The sequence below is a fragment of the Georgenia sp. Z1344 genome (genome assembly GCF_049856295.1).
Lineage (GTDB): Bacteria > Actinomycetota > Actinomycetes > Actinomycetales > Actinomycetaceae > JB111.
On the sequence record NZ_JBNDMZ010000012.1, the window covers coordinates 127,058 to 149,197 of the forward strand.

The 22,140-nt window shown below is 72.1% G+C and carries 21 protein-coding genes; 13 read left to right on the top strand and 8 right to left on the bottom strand.

Annotation, left to right across the window (positions count from 1 at the left end; genetic code table 11):
- The first annotated feature begins 115 nt into the window (after nt 1-115).
- Nucleotides 116-421 (top strand): hypothetical protein, encoded by a 306-nt coding sequence (locus tag ACPYO6_RS13990; protein WP_425715374.1) that lies wholly within the window; start codon nt 116-118, stop codon nt 419-421.
- Complete coding sequence (locus ACPYO6_RS13995; protein ID WP_425715375.1) at nt 411-728, top strand: hypothetical protein; 318 nt, start codon at nt 411-413, stop codon at nt 726-728. The genes ACPYO6_RS13990 and ACPYO6_RS13995 overlap by 11 nt, the downstream gene beginning before the upstream one ends.
- A 50-nt stretch (nt 729-778) precedes the next feature.
- On the opposite strand, the gene ACPYO6_RS14000 is transcribed toward ACPYO6_RS13995, so the two are convergent.
- Together ACPYO6_RS14000 and ACPYO6_RS14005 are read right to left on the bottom strand one after the other, a co-directional pair.
- Entirely contained in the window at nt 779-994 is a 216-nt protein-coding gene (locus ACPYO6_RS14000; RefSeq protein WP_425715376.1) for a hypothetical protein, read from the bottom strand.
- Nucleotides 995-1,041: 47 nt separating this feature from the next.
- A complete protein-coding gene (locus tag ACPYO6_RS14005; protein WP_425715377.1) occupies nt 1,042-1,518 on the bottom strand; it encodes an SRPBCC family protein in 477 nt (158 codons plus the stop codon).
- A gap of 66 nt (nt 1,519-1,584) precedes the next feature.
- Between ACPYO6_RS14005 and ACPYO6_RS14010 the strand changes: the two genes are divergently transcribed.
- Complete coding sequence (locus tag ACPYO6_RS14010; protein ID WP_425715378.1) at nt 1,585-2,226, top strand: TetR/AcrR family transcriptional regulator; 642 nt, start codon at nt 1,585-1,587, stop codon at nt 2,224-2,226.
- Between the two features lie 106 nt (nt 2,227-2,332).
- Entirely contained in the window at nt 2,333-3,619 is a 1,287-nt protein-coding gene (locus ACPYO6_RS14015; RefSeq protein WP_425715379.1) for an adenylosuccinate synthase, read from the top strand.
- 193 nt (nt 3,620-3,812) lie between these two features.
- Here ACPYO6_RS14015 and ACPYO6_RS14020 read toward each other — a convergent pair whose 3' ends face one another.
- Complete coding sequence (locus ACPYO6_RS14020; protein ID WP_425715381.1) at nt 3,813-4,781, bottom strand: hypothetical protein; 969 nt, start codon at nt 4,779-4,781, stop codon at nt 3,813-3,815.
- Between the two features lie 213 nt (nt 4,782-4,994).
- Here ACPYO6_RS14020 and ACPYO6_RS14025 point away from each other — a divergent pair, with 213 nt between their 5' ends.
- The 5 genes from ACPYO6_RS14025 to purQ all read left to right on the top strand — a co-directional run bounded on the left by ACPYO6_RS14025 (nt 4,995) and on the right by purQ (nt 10,350).
- A complete protein-coding gene (locus ACPYO6_RS14025) occupies nt 4,995-6,848 on the top strand; it encodes a phosphoenolpyruvate carboxykinase (GTP) (RefSeq protein WP_425715382.1) in 1,854 nt (617 codons plus the stop codon).
- Between the two features lie 30 nt (nt 6,849-6,878).
- The gene (gene purD, locus ACPYO6_RS14030) at nt 6,879-8,264 is read left to right on the top strand and encodes a phosphoribosylamine--glycine ligase (protein ID WP_425715383.1); all 1,386 of its coding nucleotides are present in this window, start codon (nt 6,879-6,881) and stop codon (nt 8,262-8,264) included.
- A gap of 101 nt (nt 8,265-8,365) precedes the next feature.
- Complete coding sequence (locus ACPYO6_RS14035; RefSeq protein WP_425715384.1) at nt 8,366-9,283, top strand: phosphoribosylaminoimidazolesuccinocarboxamide synthase; 918 nt, start codon at nt 8,366-8,368, stop codon at nt 9,281-9,283.
- 48 nt (nt 9,284-9,331) lie between these two features.
- On the top strand, nt 9,332-9,652 hold the full coding sequence (locus tag ACPYO6_RS14040) for a phosphoribosylformylglycinamidine synthase subunit PurS (protein WP_425715385.1): 321 nt from the start codon (nt 9,332-9,334) through the stop codon (nt 9,650-9,652).
- The gene (purQ, locus tag ACPYO6_RS14045; RefSeq protein WP_425715386.1) at nt 9,649-10,350 is read left to right on the top strand and encodes a phosphoribosylformylglycinamidine synthase subunit PurQ; all 702 of its coding nucleotides are present in this window, start codon (nt 9,649-9,651) and stop codon (nt 10,348-10,350) included. The genes ACPYO6_RS14040 and purQ overlap by 4 nt, the downstream gene beginning before the upstream one ends.
- A gap of 235 nt (nt 10,351-10,585) precedes the next feature.
- Here purQ and ACPYO6_RS14050 read toward each other — a convergent pair whose 3' ends face one another.
- A complete protein-coding gene (locus ACPYO6_RS14050) occupies nt 10,586-11,704 on the bottom strand; it encodes a hypothetical protein (RefSeq protein WP_425715387.1) in 1,119 nt (372 codons plus the stop codon).
- A gap of 260 nt (nt 11,705-11,964) precedes the next feature.
- Here ACPYO6_RS14050 and ACPYO6_RS14055 point away from each other — a divergent pair, with 260 nt between their 5' ends.
- Together ACPYO6_RS14055 and ACPYO6_RS14060 are read left to right on the top strand one after the other, a co-directional pair.
- Nucleotides 11,965-12,534: a dihydrofolate reductase family protein gene (locus ACPYO6_RS14055; RefSeq protein ID WP_425715388.1), complete on the top strand. Its 570-nt coding sequence runs from the start codon at nt 11,965-11,967 to the stop codon at nt 12,532-12,534.
- A gap of 93 nt (nt 12,535-12,627) precedes the next feature.
- Nucleotides 12,628-13,197 (top strand): dihydrofolate reductase family protein, encoded by a 570-nt coding sequence (locus ACPYO6_RS14060; RefSeq protein ID WP_425715390.1) that lies wholly within the window; start codon nt 12,628-12,630, stop codon nt 13,195-13,197.
- A 130-nt stretch (nt 13,198-13,327) separates the two neighbouring features.
- Here ACPYO6_RS14060 and ACPYO6_RS14065 read toward each other — a convergent pair whose 3' ends face one another.
- Nucleotides 13,328-14,476, bottom strand: coding sequence for a hypothetical protein (locus ACPYO6_RS14065; RefSeq protein ID WP_425715391.1), 1,149 nt, complete (start codon nt 14,474-14,476; stop codon nt 13,328-13,330).
- A gap of 287 nt (nt 14,477-14,763) precedes the next feature.
- Here ACPYO6_RS14065 and ACPYO6_RS14070 point away from each other — a divergent pair, with 287 nt between their 5' ends.
- Nucleotides 14,764-15,696 carry an NADP-dependent oxidoreductase gene (locus tag ACPYO6_RS14070; RefSeq protein WP_425715392.1) on the top strand — a complete coding sequence of 311 codons (933 nt, stop codon included), beginning with the start codon at nt 14,764-14,766 and terminating at the stop codon, nt 15,694-15,696.
- Between the two features lies 1 nt (nt 15,697).
- Here the strand turns inward: ACPYO6_RS14070 and ACPYO6_RS14075 are convergent, their stop codons facing one another.
- Nucleotides 15,698-16,114, bottom strand: coding sequence for an SIP domain-containing protein (locus ACPYO6_RS14075; RefSeq protein WP_425715393.1), 417 nt, complete (start codon nt 16,112-16,114; stop codon nt 15,698-15,700).
- 285 nt (nt 16,115-16,399) lie between these two features.
- Between ACPYO6_RS14075 and ACPYO6_RS14080 the strand changes: the two genes are divergently transcribed.
- The gene (locus tag ACPYO6_RS14080) at nt 16,400-18,622 is read left to right on the top strand and encodes a malate synthase G (RefSeq protein ID WP_425715394.1); all 2,223 of its coding nucleotides are present in this window, start codon (nt 16,400-16,402) and stop codon (nt 18,620-18,622) included.
- 142 nt (nt 18,623-18,764) lie between these two features.
- On the opposite strand, the gene ACPYO6_RS14085 is transcribed toward ACPYO6_RS14080, so the two are convergent.
- Nucleotides 18,765-20,672 carry an ABC-F family ATP-binding cassette domain-containing protein gene (locus ACPYO6_RS14085; RefSeq protein WP_425715395.1) on the bottom strand — a complete coding sequence of 636 codons (1,908 nt, stop codon included), beginning with the start codon at nt 20,670-20,672 and terminating at the stop codon, nt 18,765-18,767.
- Between the two features lie 289 nt (nt 20,673-20,961).
- Nucleotides 20,962-22,137 carry a MaoC/PaaZ C-terminal domain-containing protein gene (locus ACPYO6_RS14090; protein ID WP_425715396.1) on the bottom strand — a complete coding sequence of 392 codons (1,176 nt, stop codon included), beginning with the start codon at nt 22,135-22,137 and terminating at the stop codon, nt 20,962-20,964.
- Nucleotides 22,138-22,140 lie beyond the last annotated feature (3 nt).

A 22,140-nucleotide genomic window follows, 5' to 3' on the forward strand; every position in this document is an offset into this window, starting at 1 on the left:
CTGAGGGCGCTCGACGCTGTGGCCCCCGACCGGTATGCACCGGTCGGGGGCCACATGACGTGGGGCGCGACCGCCCAACCTCCCGCATTGTCACACATTGCGATACGCTTCCTCTGTGTATCGCGGGCTGTGGTGGCCAGAGGAGCAGGCCCGATACATCCGTGCTCGCGGTGACCGCTATCCGGGTGCGCTTGGGATCGAACCTCGATGGACGTTGGAGGCCGCCGGCGATCCGTCTGCGGTCGTGCGCGACCCAGACCCCGCAAGCCGAATGGGTGCCGTGCGGATCATCGGTTACTCGCGAAGTGCCGGCTTCGTGGTCACGGTGATCGTCGACCCCGTCGACGGGGCAGGAATCACCGCGTGGAAGACCAACGGAGCTGATCTTCGTTCATACGAGGGAGGGCATGATGACCGCTGACGAGCAGGCACGTGCGCGCCGGCAGGCGATTCGCGACGAGTATGCGGAAGAAGAAGCCGAGGCTGCGGAGATCGAGGTCGCCGAGAGTGGGGCAGCACTCGACGTCGCGCTCAACATTCGAATCACCCGTGGTCTGGATGTGGAACTTCGTCGGCGTGCCGCCGTGGAGCAGATCCCGACTTCCGCGCTGGTGCGACGCCTCCTCACGCGGTCGGTCCAGGAGGATACGACGCCCGTGCTGACGGTGGACCAGGTCGAGGCCATCGCGCGCCGAGTCGCCGATGAGGTCGCCGCCTCGCGGAAGTAGTTGGATCCACGGGCCATCCCGCGGGTGTGCTCGAACGGCCTCCAGGTCCCCTACGCCCGGTCGCTCGCAGGCTCCTCGGAGCGCCGCGCGGCCGCGCGCCGCCGGCGCAGCACCTCGAAGACGGCGGTCAGGATCAGGACCACCGCCAGCACGACGATCCAGCGGACCAGCCTGGGCGGGTCGAGGGTGACGTCGAGGACGAGATTGACGACGAACGCGACCACCACTGCGGCGAGGAACCGGATCGAACCCTCGTGGCGCCGCATGCCGCGAACGTATCAGCGGGCGTCCGCGCACGGGTGGTCGGCTGCTGTCACGATCCTTGCGTGGGCCGGGTGCGGTCGTCCGCGTCCAGTGCGCGTGCCTCCCGGTGCTCGGCGGCGCGCCGCATTCCCGCCGCCTCGAGCTCGACGAGCCGTCGCGTCCGGCCGCCGAGCAGGACGTGCGCGGCCCGCGCCAGCGGGCCGGAGTGTGACAACCGGAGGGCGAGGCGGGTGCGGTCGCGGGTGACCCGATGAACGACGTGCTCGGCCGTCGTCACGACCGCCGGTGCCCGCGAGACCATGGTGAACGCGGCGGGCGGCCGATGGTCGGTCACGGTCCAGACTGCCGGCGGGAGCCCGGGCTGCCTGATCCGCAGGCGTGACCCCGCCTTGAACGTTCCGTCGAGGAGCTCGACGGTACGCATCGACGACGTCCACCGGGGCCACTCCTCCGGGATGGCGAGGACCTCCCACACGGCGGCGCTCGTGGCCTCGATCGACGTCGCGGTTCGTGTCTCGGTCTCCATGGCTCAGGGCCTCCGTCCTCGACCGATCTGTACCGTCCGGTACATCCCGCGTGTACCATACGGTACATGGCGACGACGGCACCACCCTCCGGACGGGACGAGCTGCTCCGAGCCGTCATCGAGCACCTCGCGGACGGCCGCGTGGACAACCAGAGCCTGCGTGGCATCGCCGCGGCGGTCGGGACGAGTCATCGGATGCTCATCTACCACTTCGGCTCGAGGGAAGGACTCCTCGTCGAGGTCGCGGCCGCGGTCGAGCAGATGCAGCGCGACGCGTTCACCGTGGTCGCGGAGGGTGGCATCGGCGGTGCGGGCCCCGCCGACGGCACCTTGCCGACGGCCTCGACCCGTGAGGTGGCCACGCAGTTCTGGGCGCGGGTCGTCGGGCCGGCGATGCGGTACGGGCCGCTGTTCTTCGAGATGTCCGCGCACGCGATGCAGCGGCGACCGTACGCGGCCGACCTCGCGGCGCATCTCGTCGAGCCGTGGATCGAGGTGGTCGCCGAGGAGCAGGTCCACCTCGGGGTGGACGCGGCCCGCGCCCGCACCCGGGCCCGCCTCGGCACGGCGGTCGTCCGGGGCCTGCTGTTCGACCTTCTCGTCACCGGCGACCGGAGCGGGGTCGACGAGGCCTTCGAGCTCTTCCTCGACATCCTCGACGCCGACGCCGACGCCGACGCCGACGCCGACGCCGACGCCGGACCGTGACTCTCGACGAGCCCGCGCTCCGAGGGGCAGCCCGACCCCGTCGCCCCGCGGGTACGCTCGAGCGGTCGTCGGGGCACCCGGCGCCAGCGAGCAGAGGGAGCAGCACATGCCGGCAGTCGTGGTCGTCGGGGCCCAGTGGGGCGACGAGGGCAAGGGCAAGGCCACCGACCAGCTCGGCAGCCGGGTCGACTACGTCGTCAAGTTCAACGGCGGCAACAACGCGGGCCACACGGTCGTCGTCGGCGACGAGAAGTACGCCCTCCACCTGCTCCCGTCCGGCATCCTCAGCCCGGGAGTGATCCCGGTGATCGGCAACGGCGTGGTCGTCGACGTCGACGTGCTGTTCGAGGAGCTCGACGCCCTCGAGGCCCGCGGCGTCGACGTGAGCAAGCTCCGGGTCTCCGCGAACGCCCACCTCATCCCCAGCTACAACCGCACGCTCGACAAGGTGACGGAGCGCTTCCTCGGCAAGCGCCAGATCGGCACCACCGGCCGCGGCATCGGCCCCACCTACGCGGACAAGATGAGCCGCGTCGGCCTGCGCGTCCAGGACCTGTTCGACGAGTCGATCCTGCGCCAGAAGGTCGAGGCCGCGCTCGACTTCAAGAACCAGGTCCTCGTCAAGATCTACAACCGGCGGGCGGCGGAGGTCGACGTGGTGGTCGACGAGCTGCTCACCCACGCCGAGCGGCTGCGCCCGATGGTCGGCGACGTCTCGCTCGAGCTCAACCAGGCTCTCGACGCCGGGAAGATCGTCCTGTTCGAGGCCGGTCAGGCCGCGATGCTCGACGTGGACCACGGCACCTACCCGTTCGTCACGTCCTCCTCGGCGACGGCGGGCGGCGCGAGCACCGGCTCGGGCATCGGCCCCACGCGCATCGATCGCGTGGTCGGCGTCATCAAGGCCTACACGACCCGCGTGGGCGAGGGCCCGTTCCCCACCGAGCTGCACGACGACATGGGCGAGCACCTGCGCAAGACCGGCGGCGAGTTCGGCGTGACCACCGGCCGCCCGCGCCGCACGGGCTGGTACGACGCCGTCATCGCCCGCTACGCCTCCCGCGTCAACGGGCTCACCGACCTCGTCCTCACCAAGCTCGACGTGCTCACCGGCCTGGAGAAGGTCCCCGTGTGCGTCGCGTACGAGGTCGACGGCGAACGGCTCGACGAGATGCCCGCCGACCAGTCCGCGTTCCACCACGCGCGGCCGATCTACGAGGAGCTGCCCGGCTGGTGGGAGGACATCAGCCACGTCCGCGAGTTCGACGACCTGCCGCAGAACGCGCGCGACTACGTGCTCGCGCTCGAGGAGATGTCCGGGACACGGATCTCCGCGATCGGCGTGGGCCCGGACCGCGAGGCGACGATCGTCCGCCACGACCTCATCGACTGAGGACACAACCCCGCACGACGACGGGGCACCGCCCGGCGCGCGACCGCCCTGCCCGCCACGCCCCTCCCCGCCGACCCCACCCGCACGCGACGACGGCCGCCTCCCGAAGGAGGCGGCCGTCGCTGCTACGTGAGAGGTGCTGCGCCCGGGCGAGGTGGGCCGCCCGGGGTGAGCTCCGGCGTCGGGCGGGGCCTTATGACCAGCCCTGCTGCTGCGGCGGGGGCTGCTGACCGCCCGGGCCCCAGCCCTGCTGACCCTGGCCAGGGCTCTGCGCGCCCCAGCCCTGCTGGCCACCGGCGCCCCACTGCTGGCCCTGGTCGGCGCCCCAGCCCTGCTGGCCGCCGGCGCCCCACTGCTGCGGCTGGCCCTGCTGGGCGCCGCCCCACTGCTGGCCCTGGTCCCACTGCGGCTGACCGCCGTAGCCGCCACCGCCGTAGCCACCCGGACCGCCGCCGTAGCCGCCGGACTGCTGCGCGGCCGCGCGCTTCTTCTTCGAGCCGCTGCGCACGACGAGCACGATGATGAGGGCGAGGATCGCCACGACGACGCCGATGCCGACCCACAGCGCCCAGCCCGGCAGGCTGTCGAGGAGGCCCGGGGAGGCGGAGCCGGTGGCGGTGATGCCGTCGCGCATCCACTCGATGCCCTCGAAGGTCACCTCGTTGCCGTTGACCTCGCCGCCGCCGCCGTCGATGACCCCGCCCGGGAAGACGACGGTCGTGGTGAGCTCGGGGGCGCCGCCGAGGGCCGCCATCTCGTCGGGGTTGAGCGTCGGGTCGCCGTGCAGGTCGAACGTGAGGGTGTCGCCCTCCTGGGTGACGACGTAGCTGCCGTCGTCCTCGTTGATCATCTCGTTCGTGGGCCCGGACCCCTCGATCGTGCAGCCCGGCATCCCGTTCTCCTCGTAGTCCTCCGCCGTGATGTTGCCGCCCTCGACGGGGGAGTCACCGCCCTCCGCGAGCGTGGAGCAGTCGACGTCCTCCCGGGTGATGCCCGGCATGGTCGCCACGCCCTGCGCGTGGATCGTCGTGTTGCCGTCGGTCCCGATCTCGTAGGTCGTCTCGGCGCGGAAGCACCCGGTGAGCACGAGGAGGAGGACAGGGAGGGACAGAAGGGCCGTGATGCGGCGGCGCAGGCCACTAGGCTGGGGGTGACGTCTCATGGCGTCACGGTAGCGGTCCACGGGCGGGTCGGACGTGGGTAGATCACCCACGGATGTCTCCGTCGGCAGGACCCGGTGCAGAGCGGCGCCGGGGGAGCGGTACCGGGAGTGGACGGCCGCGAGATCGGGTCCGGTGGCGCGGCACCGGTCGAGCGGCACGGGCGACGAGGCCACGGGGGAGCGGACCCCCGGTAGCGAGGAGGACGATCAGCGATGACCACCCAGACCCCGGCGATCGAGCTGGCCCGAGAAACGGCGCCCGGAGGCGTCCCGGAGGACCTGCTCGAGTGGGTCGCCGGGATCGCGGCCCTGACCAGGCCGGCGCGCGTGCTGTGGGCCGACGGCTCGCAGGAGGAGTGGGACCGGCTGACCGGCGAGATGGTCGAGACCGGCACGCTCATCAGGCTGAACGAGGAGCTGCGCCCGAACAGCTTCCTCGCGCGGTCGGAGCCCTCGGACGTGGCGCGGGTCGAGTCGCGCACGTTCATCTGCTCGGAGAAGGAGTCCGACGCCGGGCCGACGAACAACTGGGCCGAGCCCGCCGCCATGCGCGAGACCCTGCGCGGGGTGTTCGACGGCGCGATGGCCGGCCGCACGATGTACGTGGTCCCGTTCAGCATGGGCCCGCTCGGCGGCGACATCTCCAAGCTCGGCGTCGAGATCACGGACTCGCCCTACGTCGTGGCGAACATGCGGATCATGACGCGGATGGGGGCGCCGGCGCTCGAGCTCATCAAGGGCGGCGAGTACTGGGTGCCGGCGGTGCACTCGGTGGGCTACCCGCTGGTCGACGCCGCGGGGAACGAGCGTGCGGACGTCCCCTGGCCGTGCTCGGAGGACAAGTACATCACCCACTTCCCCGAGACCCGCGAGATCTGGTCCTACGGCTCCGGCTACGGCGGCAACGCCCTGCTCGGCAAGAAGTGCTACGCCCTGCGCATCGCGTCGGTCATCGCCCGCGACGAGGGGTGGATGGCCGAGCACATGCTCATCCTCAAGCTCACCGACGAGCGGACCGGGAAGGCGTACCACGTGACCGGCGCGTTCCCCTCGGCCACCGGCAAGACGAACCTCGCGATGCTCCAGCCCACGATCCCGGGGTGGCGGGTCGAGACCGTCGGGGACGACATCGCGTGGATGCGCCAGGGCGCGGACGGGCGGCTGTACGCGATCAACCCCGAGGCCGGCTTCTTCGGCGTGGCACCGGGGACGGGGCGCTCGACCAACCCCGTCGCGATCGACACCCTGGGCGAGAACATCCTCTTCACGAACGTGGCCCTGACCGACGACGGCGACGTGTGGTGGGAGGGCCTGACGAAGGAGAAGCCGGCGCACCTCGTCGACTGGCAGGGCAACGACTGGACGCCGGACTCGCCCACGCCGGCCGCCCACCCGAACAGCCGCTTCACCGCCCCCGCCGCGCAGGCCCCGACGATCGCGGACGACTGGGAGGATCCGCGCGGCGTGCCGATCGACGCGATCCTCTTCGGCGGCCGGCGCGCGTCCAACGTGCCGCTCGTGTCCGAGGCCTACGACTGGGAGCACGGCGTGTTCATGGGCGCGACGGTGGCCTCCGAGCAGACGGCCGCCGCCGAGGGCACCGTGGGGGCGCTGCGCCGCGACCCGTTCGCCATGCTCCCGTTCTGCGGGTACGACATGGCCGACTACTGGGGCCACTGGCTGGCGATGGGGGAGAAGCTCGGCGAGCACGCGCCCCGCATCTACACGGTCAACTGGTTCCGCAAGGACGCCGACGGGCGCTTCATGTGGCCCGGCTTCGGCGACAACTCCCGCGTGCTCGACTGGATCATCCGCCGCGTGAGTGGCGAGGTCGACGCCGTGGACGGGATCACCGGGCGCATGCCGCGGGTCGAGGACCTCGAGCTGGGCGGGCTCGACCTCGCCCCGGAGGTGCTCGAGGAGATCTTCCGCGTGGACCCGGACGCGTGGGTGGCCGAGTCCGACGCCACCGAGACCTACCTCGAGCAGTTCGGGGACAAGGTACCGGCGGCGGTGCGCGAGCAGCTGGCCAGGCTGAGGGAGCGCATCGCGGCCGCCCGCGGCTGACCGCTGCACCCGCCCCGTACCCTTGCGCGGGTGAAGATCCTCCTGCTCGGCTCCGGCGCGCGCGAGCACGCCCTCGCGCGCGCCCTCGCCGCCGACCCCGCCACCGAGTCCCTCGTCCTCGCCCCCGGCAACCCGGGGTGCGCCGACCTCGGCGAGCGGGTCGACATCGACATCCTCGACGGCGCCGCCGTGGTCCGGCTGGCCATGGACAAGGCGGTGGACCTCGTCGTCGTGGGCCCGGAGGCCCCGCTCGTGGCGGGCGTCGCCGATCCGGTCCGCGCCGCCGGGATCCCCGTGTTCGGCCCCAGCGGCGCCGCCGCACGCCTCGAGGGCTCCAAGGCCTACGCCAAGGAGATCATGGCGCTCGCCGAGGTCCCCACGGCGATGGCGCACGTCTGCGTCACGCGCGAGGAGGTCGAGGCCGCACTCGACGCCTTCGGCCCGCCGTACGTGGTCAAGGACGACGGGCTCGCCGCCGGCAAGGGCGTCGTCGTCACCGAGGACCGCGACGCCGCGCTGAACCACGCGGTCGCCTGCCTCGCGCCGGCCGTCGGCGGGGACGAGTCGACCGGGGGGCGCGCCGCCGTCGTCGTCGAGGAGTTCCTCGACGGCCCCGAGGTCTCCCTGTTCTGCCTGTCCGACGGCGAGCGCGTCCTCCCGCTCGCCCCCGCCCAGGACTTCAAGCGCATCGGCGACGGCGACACCGGCCCCAACACCGGCGGCATGGGCGCCTACTCCCCGCTGCCGTGGGCACCGGCCGACCTCACCGAGCAGGTCGTCGAGCGCGTCGCGCAGCCCGTGATCGACGAGCTCGCGCGGCGGGGGACCCCGTTCGTCGGCCTCCTGTACTGCGGGCTCGCGCTGACCTCGCGCGGCCTGCGGGTCATCGAGTTCAACGTCCGCTTCGGCGACCCCGAGGTCCAGGTCGTCCTCCCGCGCCTGCGCACGCCGCTCGCCGGGCTCCTGCACGCCGCCGCCACGGGGAGCCTGCCCGCCGGTGGCGTCCTCGAGTGGGACGAGGGCGCGGTGGTCGGGGTCGTCGTGGCGTCGTCCGGGTACCCCGGCAAGGTCCGCACCGGCGACCGGGTCGAGGGGCTGACCGAGTGCGAGGCGATCGACGGCGTGCACGTGGTCCAGGCGGGTACTGCTGAGGCCGGGGTCGCGTCCGGGAGCCGGTCCGGGGGCGGGTCCGGGAGCGGGTCCGGAACCGGGGCCGACGACGACGCCGCCTCCCGCGCGGTGGTCTCGGACGGCGGGCGGGTGCTGACGGTGGTCGGACGGGGCGCGGACCTCGCCGCCGCGCGCGACGCCGCCTATGCCGGCGTGGCCGAGGTGCGCCTCGAGGGCTCGCAGCACCGCACCGACATCGCGCTCGCGGCCGTCGAGGGGCGGATCTCGGTGCCGGAGCTCGGCTGACGGGGTTTCGTCGTCGGGCACGTGTGTGTCAGGCCGCCCACCCCTCGGACCCCGGACGGACAGCCCTACTCCCGCCACGCCGCCGGTGGGAGGATGGCGGCATGAGCATCCTGGTCGGTGAGGCGCCGCACCTGCGCGGCTGGACCCACGTCTACAGCGGCAAGGTGCGGGACATGTACGTCCCGGCGGACCAGGAGTCGGGGCGCGGCGGGGACGTCGTGCTGATGGTGGCCTCGGACCGGATCAGCGCGTACGACCACGTGCTGCCGACGACGATCCCCGGCAAGGGCGTCGTCCTCACGCAGCTGACCCTGTGGTGGTTCGAGCAGCTGGCCGACCTCGTGACCAACCACGTCGTCTCCCTCGAGGTGCCGCCCGAGGTCGAGGGGCGCGCGATGATCTGCCGCCGCCTGCAGATGTTCCCGCTCGAGTGCGTGGTCCGTGGGTACCTCACGGGCTCCGCGCTGGCGGAGTACCGGGCCACGGGCGAGGTCTGCGGGATCGCGCTGCCGCAGGGGATGGCCGAGGGCGACCGCATCGACCCGCCGATCTACACGCCGGCGTCGAAGGCGGCGGTCGGGGACCACGACGAGAACATCACGTTCGAGCAGTCCGTCGAGGCGGTCGGGGTCGTGGCCGCGCGCCGGCTGCGGGATCGCTCGCTCGCCGTGTTCGCCCGCGCCTCCGAGATCGCGGCGGAGCGCGGCCTGGTCCTCGCCGACACCAAGTTCGAGTTCGGCCGGGAGAACCGGCCCGGGGACGCCGAGCTCGTCCTCGCCGACGAGGTCCTCACGCCCGACTCCTCGCGCTTCTGGCGGGCCGAGGACCTTGCCCCCGGCGTGACGCCGCCGAGCATCGACAAGCAGTTCGTCCGCGACTGGCTCACCTCGCCGGCCGCGGGCTGGGAACGCACCTCCGACGCGCCGCCGCCCCCGCTGCCGAACGAGGTCGTCGAGCGCACGCGCGAGCGCTACGTCACCGCGTTCGAGACCCTCACGGGGCGGACGGCCGACGTCTGATCCCGCGCCCCGGCCTACGCTGGGGCCAGCCGTCAGGAAGGACACCACATGGGCCGCATCGTCGTCGACGTCATGCCGAAGCCGGAGATCCTCGACCCGCAGGGCAAGGCCGTCGCCCGCGCGCTCGAGCACCAGGGGATCGCCGGCGTCGCCGTGCGCCAGGGCAAGCGGTTCGAGCTGACCGTCGAGGGGGACGTCACCGATGCCCACCTCGAGGCCGCCCGTCGGGCCGCCGCGGACGTGCTGTCCAACCCGGTGATCGAGGACGTGGTGAGCGTGCGCGCGGAGGAGGCTGCGGCGTCGGGCACCGTCCCGGCCGGGACGGCCGGTACCACCACGCCCGACGCCGGCACCCAGGTCGCGCAGTGACCGCTCGCATCGGGGTGGTCACCTTCCCCGGCACCCTCGACGACGTCGACGCCGCCCGCGCGGTGCGCCTCGCCGGTGCGGAGCCGGTGGCCCTGTGGCACGCGGACGCCGACCTCCAGGGGGTCGACGCCGTGGTCCTGCCCGGCGGGTTCTCCTACGGCGACTACCTCCGGGCCGGCGCCATCGCGGCGCTGGCGCCGGTGATCCGGTCCGTCGTCGACGCCGCCCGCGCCGGCACGCCGGTGCTCGGCATCTGCAACGGCTTCCAGGTGCTGTGCGAGGCGCACCTGCTGCCCGGGGCGCTCGTGCGCAACGACCGGCAGCGGTTCGTGTGCCGTGAGCAGCGGCTGCGCGTCGTGTCGGACCGGACCGCGTGGACGAACCGGTTCGAGGCGGGCCAGGAGATCGTCGTCCCGCTGAAGAACGGTGAGGGTCGGTACGTCGCCACCGACGAGACGCTCGACGAGCTCGCCGCCGAGGGGCGCGTGGTCTTCGAGTACGTCGGGGTCAACCCGAATGGCTCGTTCCGCGACATCGCCGGTGTGTCCGACGCGTCCTGCCGCGTCGTGGGGCTCATGCCGCACCCGGAGCACGCCGTGGAGAAGGGCTTCGGGCCGGACACGGCCGCGGGTGTGCGTGCGGGCACCGACGGCCTCGAGCTCTTCCGCAGCGCGATCGAGTCGCTCATCCCCGCCTGACCCCCGCTTCTTTCATCGAGATTGCGGTTGGTGCACGCCGAGATTGCGGTTGGGAGCTGCGCGCCAGTGGTCGAGAGTGCGGCTGAGCCGGGCACCAACGGTCGAGAGTGCGGCTGAGGTGCACCGACACTTCGGTTCTCACAACCCAGGTGGGTGCCCGCTGAGTACCAGGCCTGACTTCCCGGTACCCGAAGGACGTGGATCAGCAATGCGCTGATGTTGCGGGCCCGGCGTCTCAGGACGACCCGTGCAGGGTCCCCTCCAGCGCTCCTCCGGCTGTGCCTGGACGTGCCGGCGGTGTCGCCTTGGCCAGCGCCTTCCGTGTTGAATCGATATCCGACATGAATGTCCAGTGTGCGATGCGGGCCGCGGCAGCGCCAAGCGACCAGGAGGAGATGGCCGTCCCCGCCGAGCGACTGGTGATGATCGCCGAGACCAGCAGCAGAACGATGACGGTAAGCGTCGGAACAAGGGCAACGAGGTTTGACGCACGGTGGAGGAGAACCGCCCCCATCAGTACGGCGGCCGACACCCCCACGCCGATCGCGGCGCTGACGGCGCGGTAGAAGAAGTTCCAGCTGTTATGGCGCCGGAACGACGGAGTTCTTCCTAGAACGAAGGCGAATGCCACGAGAGTTGAGAACACGCCGTACGCCACGAGGCATCTGAGGGTGTGTGGCAGATCGCGCGACGTGTTCTCGAGTCCGAGGAGCATTGCCAGCACGGTCCCAATCATTGCTCCGGCGACGACGTGTGCTGCGATCACATAGAAGGCCTTACGCCCCATGCGAGGGAGTCCCACAAGTGATATTTCGGCATTCCTGATCCGGTTCTCGCGGCGCGCGCGAAGGCTTGAACGGTCGAAGGTCGCAAAGGTGACGGATTGCGCGGTCAGCGCGAGGAGGACCCCCATCGTCGGGATGAGCGCGATCGCCAGGCCCCCGCTCTGCCCGCTCGTCACGGCCCACCAGGTCACTAGCAATGGCGGCGGCAGCATGAGTCCGGCCAGGATCAGCAGGTCGCGTGTGACGTGAGCTCTTCTCGCTTGTTCGTCGTCGCCGCCGACCCGTTGGAGCCCCGCGAGCAACACGTAGCCGCCGAGCAGGAGCGTGGCCCAAAGCGCGACGGACCAGCCGACGTGACCAGAGAGCTGCGACCCCCAGGTTGTAGCGGACGAGCCTGCGCGGGACAGGAGATCCGGGCCGTCTCCGAGTGCCGCCGCCAGACACACCAGCCCCAGCACGGAGCTGAGGGACATGGTGGACGTACCGATGACGGCGTCGACCATGGATGGCTGCCCGAGCTCGGCGTCCGATGTCGGTCGTGGCGATGATGTGTCCTTCGTATCCCCCATGTCTCGAACGTAGGCATGCCCACCGACGTCGGCAGGGAGTGCGTGTTGTCACGAGCTCCGCCGACATTGCGGCTGGGATCCGGAAGAATTTCATTGCGACACGGGTTCGAGCTCCCAACCGCAATCTCGATGAACGGGGCGCGGGAAGTTCGTCGTCGTGCGAATTTCCCCCTGCGCAAGCCCCGCACGAGGAGTACGTTCCTCCGCACGGGACCGCCCACGAACGGACGCCCCGTCACTCGACGACGATCGGAACGGCCATGGGACGGCTCCTCTACTCGATGCAGGTCTCCCTCGACGGCTACGTGCAGGACCCGGCCGGCGACTTCTCCTGGGCTGCTCCCGAGGCCGGCGACCACCAGGCGATGAACGACGCGATGTCCGACGTCGGGACGTACCTCATGGGCCGCCGCATGTACGAGATGATGCACGTCTGGGAGACGGACCCGTCGATCGCCGAGCAGGGCCCCGAGGCCGCGGAGTTCGCGCAGATCTGGCAGCGCGCCGACAAGATCGTCTTCTCGACCACGCTCTCCGACCCCATCACGGCGCGCACCGAGCTGCGCCGCACGTTCGACCCCGCCGAGATCCGCGCGCTCAAGGACGCCTCCGACGAGGACCTCACGATCGACGGCCCCACCCTCGCCGCGCACGCGCTGCGCCACGGCCTCGTCGACGCCGTCATGCCCGTGATCTACCCCGTCTCGATCGGCGGCGGCCTCCGCTTCCTCCCCGACGACCTGCGCCTCGACCTCACGCTGCGCCGCGACCGCGTGGTCGGGCGAGGGATCGTGTTCCTCGAGTACGACGTCGTCCACGCCCGCGACTGAGCACGGCTCACCCCGGGGACACCCCGGACACGCGGGAACGAGCCCGACGACGAACCCCCGCCACCCCACCGCCGCCACGACGGAGTCACCACGATGGGCCGCCTGATCTACTGGATGAACGTCTCGCTCGACGGCTACGTCGCAGGCCCGGACGGCAGCCCCGGGTGGGCCGAGCCGAGCGCCGAGGTGATGGCCGCGTTCAACGCCGACACGGCCGAGGTCGGCACCTACCTCTACGGCCGCCGCATCTACGAGCTGATGAGCGTGTGGGAGACGGATCCCGCGATCGCCGCCGAGTCCGCCGGGAACGCCGAGTTCGCCCGTCTCTGGCAGGCCGCGGAGAAGGTCGTGCACTCCGCGACCCTCGGAGTCGTCCCCACGCGGCGCACGCGCGTCGAGCGGACCTTCGACCCGGCCCGGGTCCGCGAGCTCAAGGACTCGACGACGACGAACATCACCGTCAACGGGCCCACCCTCGCCGCTCAGGCGCTGCGTGCCGGCCTCGTCGACGAGGTGGGGATGTACCTCTGGCCGGTCGCCCTCGGCGGGGGCCTGCGGTTCCTGCCCGACGACGTGGCGCTCGACCTGCGGCTGACGAGCGAGCGGCGGTTCGGCAACGGGACCGTGCGCCTGCGTTACGACGTCGTCCACGGCCGCGCGTAGGGGCGCCTCGTCGGAACGAGCACGACGACGAACCCCACTCTCGACTGGTGTCGGGCTCCCAACCGCAATCTCGACGTGCACGAACCGCAATCTCGACGTGCACGAACCGCACCGGCCGCGATCCCTCGGGTCAGAGGTCGGCGTCCTCGGGGGTCAGCCGGGAGCCCTCCGCCCAGGCGTCGACGAGGTCCGGGCCGGCCTGACCGAGCGGGCCGACGACGAACTCGAGCTCGTCGCCCGTGAGCGGCTCCGCGTCCTCCACGGCGGCCAGTGCGTCCTCCACGGTGTCGACCATCGCGCCGGTGGTGGTGAGGTACTCGGGGACCTCGAGCTCCGCGTCGACCGTCCCGACCAGCGGCGTCCCGATCGCCGCGATCTTGGGGAACACGCTCCCGGGGATGCCGACGGCGACCTCGGCGCGCGCCGCCGCCTCCACCGAACCCTCCTCGGCGATCTCGAACTCCTCCCACAGGGACGCGTCCTCGCGCGGGTGCATCCCGACGAGGATCTCGTACCCCTCGTCGCTCAGCGCGTGCGCGGTGTCCAGCAGGAGCTCGGCGCTCGGCGCGGCTCCACCGGTCTCGTCCGGGTACGTGACGCTGGTGAGGATGAGGACGGTGTCCGGCTCCGGCTCCCACTCGGGTGTCTCGTCCAGCTCCGGGACGCCGACCACCTCGATGTCCTCCTCGTCGACGCCGAGGTACACCGCGAAGGTCTCCTGCTCGGCCGGCGAGCTCGCCGTCACCGCGGTGAGTCGCGGCCGGATGTCGTCGGCGAAGGGGGCCTCCTCGGCCTCGAGGTAAGCGGTGCTGCTGGCCACGACCGGCAGGTCCTCGAACGCCTCGACCACCTCGGCCGGCCACTCTTCGGCACCGTTGACCACCAGCAGGTCGTAGTCGGCGGGATCGGCGTCGTCCAGCGGGACGGAGGCGACCGCGGCCTCCTCGTCCACCTCGGACATGTCGGGGACGATGAGCTCGATCGTGCCGCCCTGGGCCTCGATCTCGTCGGCGACGTGCTCGACGTGGTAGGCGCCCCACGGCTCGTTCGTGGCCACGGCGACCCGCAGCCCGGCGGCGTCGGTCGACCCGGGTTCGGTGCCGGGATCGGCGTCGTCGGACGGGGATTCGTCGGACGCGGTCTCCTCGCTGCCGGCCTCCGACTCGTTCGCGCCGTCGTCCTCGAGGGCGCCGTCGTCGGTGCCCTCCCCGCACGCGGCGAGGAGAAGGGCGAGGGCGGGAATGGTGACGAGGGCCCGGATGCGGGAGGTGGATGCCATGGGGCCGGACTCTGCCCCGGCGACGTGAAGCGGACGCGAACGCCGGGGGATCAGGCCCTGAATCGCGGGAGGTCGCCCAAGAACCTGCACATGCGCGCGGTCTGAACCGCACTCTCGACACGCCGGAGGCGGGCGCCGCGCGGCCTGAGCCTCACTCTCGACCAACTTCTGGCTCCCAACCGCAATCTCGACGACGACGAACCGCAATCTCGACGAACGACGACGAACCCCGCCCGCCTCACGCCCCACCCTGGAATGTCTCGCGTGCCACCCCTGTTGGCGGCGGTATGAAGGCCATCGGACTGACAACGACCGGCGGACCCGACGTGCTCGAGGTCCTCGACCTGCCCGACCCGGCGCCCGGTGAGGGCGAGCTCCTCGTCCGCGTCCACGCGGCGGCGGTCAACCCCACGGACACGACCCGTCGCGCCGGCACGTCCCGGCGCCCCGCCGGGGACATGCCCCTCGTGCCGGGCATGGACGTCGCCGGCATCCTCGAGGAGATCGGGCCGGACACGCAGACCACGCTGAAGGTCGGGGACCGCGTCATGGGCATCGTCGTGCCCAGCGGCACGCACGGCGCCTACGCGGAGAAGGTCGTGCTCCCCGCGGACTCGGTCGTGGCGGCTCCCCGCGACACCAGCCACGCGCTGGCCGCCTCGCTCCCGATGAACGGCCTCACCGCGCGCCTCGCTCTCGACACGCTCGCCCTGCCGCGCGGCGGCGTCGTCGCCGTCTCCGGTGCGGCCGGGGCGATGGGCGGCTACGTCGTGCAGCTGGCGAAGGCCGACGGCCTCACGGTCGTCGCCGACGCCGCCGACAAGGACGAGGAGCTCGTCCGGGAGCTGGGTGCCGACGTCGTGCTGCCCCGCGGGGACGACTTCGCCGACCGCGTCCGCGAGCGGTACCCGGAGGGCGTCGACGGCGCCGTCGACGGTGCGCTCCTCGACGCCGCCCTCGCGCCGGCGGTGAAGGATGGCGCCACGATCGTCACGGTGCGCGGCTACGACGAGAAGGCCGACCGCGGCGTCACGTTCGCCCCGATCTTCGTCGGCGACTACGCCCAGGAGCGGGCGAAGCTCGACCAGCTGCGCAAGCAGGCCGAGTCCGGCACCGTCACGCTGCGCGTGGCGGCAGTGCTGTCGAAGGAGGAGGCGCCCGAGGCGCACCGCCGGCTCGAGGCCGGCGGCGTGCGCGGGCGCATCGTCCTCGCCTTCTGAGTCAGGGGTGGCGCCGGTGGGCCTGCGCGTGGTGGTGCTCGTGGATCCGGGCGTGCAGCTCGAGGTGGAGCTCGGCGAGCCGCAGGTTGTCCGCCCCGCCGACCCACACGACGATCGGCCCCTCGTCGGGCGCGTCGCACAGCCACTCGGACAGCCACGCGCGCACGGCACGTTCCACCCGCGCGCCGCGGGGCAGGAGGCGTGCCTCGTCGCCCACCCGGGCGCGGGTCAGCCACCGGACGCCGACCCGGGCGGGCGCGTCGAGCGCTGCGACGTGCTCGTCGGTGTCGACCTCGAGGTAGACCTGGCCGTACGCATTCTCGGGCAGGCGGTCGAGGACCGAGCGGATATAGGGGATGTCGACCTGCTCGCCGACCAGGAGGACGTGCGGGTGGGGGCCAGCGTCGCAGAGGCACATGACCGACAAGTTAGGTAAGGCTCGCCTCACTGGCAAGGGCGTGTCGGGTTCTGGACGAGATCACGCGACCCGTCGTCTCTCCGGCCCGGTGGCGTCACGACCTGCGCCGACGAGGTCTCTGGACGCGTGCGAGCCCCGTTCTCCCCACGATTCGGAACCGGCTTTCCGCTCAGTGGATTACCCTCGTATGAGGATTTCCGGCAGTCCGTAGGCTGGCCCCATGGCGGCCGCCGCGAGGTGGTGCCGGACCGCCGTGACCGCACCTCGAGCCAAGGAGTCCACGAGATGACGACCGCACAGTCCGCCGGCGCGCCAGGGTCCGACGATCGGGTCGAGCGCGCAGGCCTGGACGTCTACGCGCCGCTGGCCGCCTTCGTCGAGGACGAGGCCCTGCCTGGCACCGGCATCGACGCCGACGCTTTCTGGGGCGGCCTCGCCTCGATCATCGCCGACCTCACGCCGGAGAACCGCCGCCTGCTGGGCGTGCGCGACGAGCTCCAGGCCGCGATCGACCAGTACCACAAGGACCAGCCCGGCCTGCCGGACCCCGCCAAGTACACGGAGTTCCTGCGGGAGATCGGCTACCTCGTCGAGGAGCCGGCGGACTTCACCATCACGACGACGAAGGTCGACACCGAGGTCGCCGACGTCGCCGGTCCGCAGCTCGTGGTGCCCCTCCTCAACGCCCGCTTCGCCATCAACGCCGCGAACGCCCGCTGGGGCTCGCTCTACGACGCCCTGTACGGCACGGACGCGATCGCCGACGAGGGCGAGCTCGCCCGCGGCACGGAGTTCAACACCGCCCGCGCGGCGGAGGTCGTGCGCCGCGGCCGCGAGATCCTCGACCAGTCCGTCCCGCTGGAGAGCGGCTCGCACGCCGACGCCACCGCCTACCGGGTCGAGGACGGCGCGCTGCGCGTCGACATCGCCGGAGCAGACTCCGCCGCCGGCACCACCACCGGCCTCGCCGACCCGAGCGCCTTCGTCGGCTATACGGGCGACGCCGCCGCCCCGGCCACTGTGCTCCTCGTCCACAACAAGCTGCACCTCGAGCTCGTCGTCGACCACTCGGGCGCGATCGGCTCCACCGACTCGGCGGGCGTGCAGGACATCGTCGTCGAGTCCGCGATCTCCACGATCATGGACCTCGAGGACTCGGTGGCCGCCGTCGTGCCGGCGGACAAGGTCCTCGGCTACCGCAACTGGCGCGAGCTCGTCAGCGGCACGCTGACGGAGGAGGTGACGAAGAACGGCCGCACCTTCACCCGTTCCCTCAACCCCGACCGCGAGTACACCGGCGCCGACGGCACGCCCCTGGTGCTCCCGGGCCGCTCCCTGCTGTGGATCCGCAACGTCGGCCACCTCATGCGCACGGACGCGGTGAAGGACGCCGAGGGGCAGGACGTGTTCGAGGGCATCCTCGACGCCGCGATCACCGCGCTCGGTACCCTCCCGGACCTGTCCGGCGAGCGCGCGGGCACGAACTCGCGCGAGGGCTCGATCTACGTCGTCAAGCCCAAGATGCACGGGCCGGCGGAGGTCGCGTTCGCGGCCGAGCTCTTCTCCCGCGTCGAGGCGCTCCTCGGCCTCGAGCACGGCACGATCAAGATGGGCATCATGGACGAGGAGCGGCGCACCACCGTCAACCTCCGCGCCGCGATCGCCGAGGCCGCGGACCGCGTGGCGTTCATCAACACCGGCTTCCTCGACCGCACGGGCGACGAGATCCACACCTCCCTGCACGCCGGCGTCGTCCTGCCCAAGGGGCAGATCAAGGGCCTCGAGCTCATGGCCGCCTACGAGACGGCCAACGTCGACGCGGGCCTGCGCGCCGGGTTCTCGGGCAAGGCGCAGATCGGCAAGGGGATGTGGGCGGCGCCCGACCTCATGGCGGACATGCTCGAGCAGAAGGGCGCGCACCCTCGCACGGGTGCGAACACGGCATGGGTGCCCTCGCCGACGGCCGCGACCCTGCACGCGCTGCACTACCTCGAGGTCGACGTCGACGCCGTGCGCGCCGAGATCACCGGCCGCGAGCCGCAGAGCGTCGACCCGATCCTCGTCCCGCCGCTGACGGACCAGGACCTCTCCGATGACGACGTGCGCTCGTCGCTCGACGACAACGTCCAGTCGATCCTCGGCTACGTGGTGCGCTGGATCGACCAGGGCGTCGGCTGCTCGAAGGTCCCGGACATCAACGGCATCGCGCTCATGGAGGACCGCGCCACGCTGCGGATCTCCTCGCAGCTCCTGGCGAACTGGCTGCACCACGGCGTGATCACGGTGGCCGACGTCGACGACGCCCTGCAGCGCCTCGCCCCCGTGGTCGACGAGCAGAACGCCGGCGACCCGAACTACGAGGCGCTCATCGGCGAGGACGGGCCCGGCGTGGCCTTCCGGGCCGCGCGGGCCCTGATCGTCGAGGGTGCGGACCAGCCCAACGGGTACACCGAGCCGATCCTCCACCGGATGCGACGCGAGAAGCTCGGGGCGCCTCCGCAGGTCTGAGGGTCGTCTGGACGTCGATCGTCTGTGGTCGCCCCCGCTGCTGACCGCCTCCCGGTGAGCAAGCGGGGGCGATCTGCATCGGCCCGATGCCCCTGGGGCCGGTGCACCTGGGTTCGGTGGTTCTGGGCCCAGTGTCCGGGGCTCAGTCCGCCTCGGTGAGCCGGCCGGCGTCCATGTGCCAACGCCGCGTCGCACGCACGCCGCCGAGCATCCGGCGGTCGTGCGTCACCAGCAGGACGGTGCCGCCGAACGAGTCGACGGCCTGCTCGAGCTGCTCGACGGCGGGCAGGTCGAGGTGGTTCGTCGGCTCGTCGAGCACGAGGAAGTTGACCCCGCGCGCCTGGAGGAGCGCGAGCGCGGCGCGGGTGCGCTCGCCGGGGGAGAGGGAGCCTGACGGTCGCGTCGCGCGGTCGCCGGCGAGCCCGAACTTGGCGAGCAGCGTGCGGGACTCCTCGGGCGAGAGGCCGGAGGCGTCGGTGAACGTCCTGGTCAGAGGCTCGTTTCCGTCGAACGTGTCGCGGGCCTGATCCACCTCCCCGACGACGACGCCCGACCCGAGCGATGCCCGTCCCTCGTCGGGGGCGAGCCGCCCGAGCAGGAGCGCGAGCAGGGTCGACTTCCCCGAGCCGTTCGCGCCCGTGAGGACTACGCGGTCGCCCCACGACATCTCGGCGGTGACCGGCCCGAGCGTGAAGGTGCCCGCGGAGGGCTGGTGAGCTGCGTCGTCGCGGGGCGAGTCCGTGGGGCGAGCGGAGCCTGCGGCGCCGGCGAGCGGTGAGGTGGCTGCGGAGCCGAGGGTGACGACGGCGTCGTCGAGCGTGGCGACGACCGTGCCCGAGCGCGGCGCCTCGGCCACCGTCATCCGCAGCTGCCACTCCTTGCGGGGCTCGGGGACCTCCTCGAGGCGTTCGATCGCGCGCTCGGTCTGGGAGATCTTCGCCGCGAGCTTCTCGGTACGGGCCTTGGCCGCGTGGATGATGTGCTTGTCGCCGTCGGTGGCCTTCTTGCGGGCGTTCCGGATGCCCGTGGAGGTCCACTCCTTCTGCTGCTGGTGGCGGGCCTTGAGGCCGGAGACCTTGTCGGCGTAGGCGTCGTAGGCCTCGCGGGCCCGGCGGCGGGCCACGGCGCGTTCGGCCAGGTAGGACTCGTAGCCGCCGTCGTAGACGGACACCTGGTGCTGCGCGGAGTCGATCTCGACGATGCCGGTGGTCGTGCGCGCGAGGAACTCGCGGTCGTGGCTGACGACGACGATGCCCTGCCGCGCCCCCGCCACGAACGTCTCGAGCTGCTCGAGCCCGGCGAGATCGAGGTCGTTGGTGGGCTCGTCGAGCAGGAGGATGTCGTAGCGCTGGAGGAGGAGCACGGCGAGCGACGCGCGGGCCGCCTCGCCGCCCGAGAGCGTGGTGGTCGCGGCGTCGAGCTCGGCGGCCAGCCCGAGCCGTGAGACGACCTCCGCCGTGCGTTCGGCCAGGTCGGCGCCACCGAGGGCGAGCCATCTGTCGAGCGCGGTCGCGTACCGGTCCTCGGCAGCGCGGCCGGGATCGGTGGCGGCGAGCGCGGCCGCGGCGTCGTTCATCTCGGCCTCCGCCGCCGCGACCCCCGTGCGACGCCCGATCATCGCCGCGAGCGTCTCGCCGGGCCGGCGGTCGGGCTCCTGGGCAAGAAGCCCGACGGTCGCCGTCGGGGGTGCGAGCACCACCTGCCCGCTGACCTCCGGCCCCCCGTCGTCGAGATTGCGGTTGGGAGCACCCGACCCGGCCGTGCTGTCGTCGAGATTGCGGTTGGTGGCCCGCGTGCCGGCGCTCTCGTCGAGATTGCGGTTGGGAGCTCGTCCGGTCGTATCGGCATGTCCGCCCCCATGGTCGAGAGTGTGGTCCAGCGAACGCGTGTCGGCCGCGGCAAGAATCTCGAGCAAGGTCGACTTGCCCGCGCCGTTGGGACCCGCGAGGCCCCACACCTCGCCCGGTGCGACGGTCAGGTCGAGGTCCGAGAACAGCTCGCGTGGGCCCCGGAGGGCGCGCAGCCCGATCGCGCGCAGGGTGGCAGACATGGGCGCCAGCGTAGGTCGGGCCCTGCCGGTGGCCGAACTCATTCCGGTGGGGAGCGACTCGGCTCTCACGGACGTGTCGTGAGGTGCTCCAGTGGTGCGGGATACGGGTGTGACTGCCCTGATCAGCAGTGGTGTTCCCGCACCCCGCACGCAGCCATAACGGGGCCGAACGACCAGGTGTCCGGTGGGTGACGGACCGGTGTCGGGCCGTGCTCCACAGGATGTTCGGCTTGTCCACGGGTGTGTGCACACGGGTGTGGACACAGCCTGTGGACAAGCCGGCGGTCGGTCAGCTCCCCGCGGTCGTCACGACGGTCGTCGCGTGGACCTTGCCGCGCTTGGGGTCCCATACCACGCTCCGGGTTGTGATCGGCCCGTTATCAGCCTCGCGATGCTCGACAGCCCCCGCGTAGGGCGCCCCTGATGCCTGCATCACATCGTTGACCTGCGCATACGCCACCTTCGCCGGAAGAATCACCGGCGACCCGAACTCCACGTCCCACGTGGTGGACCCGGGGCGACCGGCCGCGTGGAGCGCCCGCGCGGCCGTGTACATGCCGTGCGCGATGCGCCGCGGGAACCCGAACGCGCGCGCTCCCAAACGGGAGGTGTGGATCGGATTGCGATCCCGCGAGACCTGTGCATAGGTGTGGATGTCGCTCTCGGAGACCGCCCACAGCGCCTGCGGACGGTGCGGGATCTCGACGCGCGGCCGCTCCTCGGCTGCCGGCCCGCGGTCGAGTCCGGTCGGAGCCGAGCCCTTGGCCAGGTACGTCGCTCGTCCGGACCACACGGGCTCGCCCTTCGAGGTGCGTGCGAGGACCGACAGATCGACCGTCGTCCCCCGCTTGTGCTCCCGCGCGTCGTGCGCCCAGGCGGTCACGGTGAGCTCCTCGCCGAGGCGCACCGGCCGCGTCTGCGTGATCCGGTTGGACACGTGGATCATGCCGAGCGGCGAGAACGGGAAGTCCGCCCGCGCCATGAGTGCCACGGCCAACGGGAACGCGAGGACGTGCACGAAGCCCGGGGGCAGCGTGTCGTCCACGGGCGCGCCCACGAGGTGCTGGTACGCGGTGAGGTGCTCGGCGTCGGCCCGGACGGGACCGGCAGCCAGCGCCACCTCGGGCAGCCCCGCCGCCGGCCGCGAGGCGAGGACGGCCTGCGCCGAGCGCCCGAGCACGGTCCGGTAGGTGGCCCCGAGCGGCGGGACGTCCCCGACCTCCTCGACCCGGAACGACGACGGAGGACCGAAGAACGCACCGTCGTCGTCGGAGGTTTCTCCGCTGTTCCGGTCGGAGTCCAGCGTCCCCTCGCGCGTGTACGGCGATGCGCTCGCGTGCCGCGGAGAGGTCTGCTCGCTCGCCGAACGGGGGAGGGAGCCGGACCGATCACCGGCGGACATCCCCTTGTTCGTCGCACCGGGGAGGTCGCCCGACGGCTCCGGGTGGTACGTCCCGTTGGTCATCGC

Excerpts from the sequence above, each read along its gene's own strand:
- ACPYO6_RS13995 (WP_425715375.1), top strand. The coding sequence starts at position 411 with ATGACCGCTGACGAGCAGGCACGTGCGCGCCGGCAGGCGATTCGCGAC.
- ACPYO6_RS14000 (WP_425715376.1), bottom strand. The coding sequence starts at position 994 with ATGCGGCGCCACGAGGGTTCGATCCGGTTCCTCGCCGCAGTGGTGGTC.
- ACPYO6_RS14005 (WP_425715377.1), bottom strand. The coding sequence starts at position 1,518 with ATGGAGACCGAGACACGAACCGCGACGTCGATCGAGGCCACGAGCGCC.
- ACPYO6_RS14010 (WP_425715378.1), top strand. The coding sequence starts at position 1,585 with ATGGCGACGACGGCACCACCCTCCGGACGGGACGAGCTGCTCCGAGCC.
- ACPYO6_RS14015 (WP_425715379.1), top strand. The coding sequence starts at position 2,333 with ATGCCGGCAGTCGTGGTCGTCGGGGCCCAGTGGGGCGACGAGGGCAAG.
- ACPYO6_RS14020 (WP_425715381.1), bottom strand. The coding sequence starts at position 4,781 with ATGAGACGTCACCCCCAGCCTAGTGGCCTGCGCCGCCGCATCACGGCC.
- ACPYO6_RS14025 (WP_425715382.1), top strand. The coding sequence starts at position 4,995 with ATGACCACCCAGACCCCGGCGATCGAGCTGGCCCGAGAAACGGCGCCC.
- ACPYO6_RS14035 (WP_425715384.1), top strand. The coding sequence starts at position 8,366 with ATGAGCATCCTGGTCGGTGAGGCGCCGCACCTGCGCGGCTGGACCCAC.
- ACPYO6_RS14040 (WP_425715385.1), top strand. The coding sequence starts at position 9,332 with ATGGGCCGCATCGTCGTCGACGTCATGCCGAAGCCGGAGATCCTCGAC.
- ACPYO6_RS14050 (WP_425715387.1), bottom strand. The coding sequence starts at position 11,704 with ATGGGGGATACGAAGGACACATCATCGCCACGACCGACATCGGACGCC.
- ACPYO6_RS14055 (WP_425715388.1), top strand. The coding sequence starts at position 11,965 with ATGGGACGGCTCCTCTACTCGATGCAGGTCTCCCTCGACGGCTACGTG.
- ACPYO6_RS14060 (WP_425715390.1), top strand. The coding sequence starts at position 12,628 with ATGGGCCGCCTGATCTACTGGATGAACGTCTCGCTCGACGGCTACGTC.
- ACPYO6_RS14065 (WP_425715391.1), bottom strand. The coding sequence starts at position 14,476 with ATGGCATCCACCTCCCGCATCCGGGCCCTCGTCACCATTCCCGCCCTC.
- ACPYO6_RS14070 (WP_425715392.1), top strand. The coding sequence starts at position 14,764 with ATGAAGGCCATCGGACTGACAACGACCGGCGGACCCGACGTGCTCGAG.
- ACPYO6_RS14075 (WP_425715393.1), bottom strand. The coding sequence starts at position 16,114 with ATGTGCCTCTGCGACGCTGGCCCCCACCCGCACGTCCTCCTGGTCGGC.
- ACPYO6_RS14080 (WP_425715394.1), top strand. The coding sequence starts at position 16,400 with ATGACGACCGCACAGTCCGCCGGCGCGCCAGGGTCCGACGATCGGGTC.
- ACPYO6_RS14085 (WP_425715395.1), bottom strand. The coding sequence starts at position 20,672 with ATGTCTGCCACCCTGCGCGCGATCGGGCTGCGCGCCCTCCGGGGCCCA.
- ACPYO6_RS14090 (WP_425715396.1), bottom strand. The coding sequence starts at position 22,137 with ATGACCAACGGGACGTACCACCCGGAGCCGTCGGGCGACCTCCCCGGT.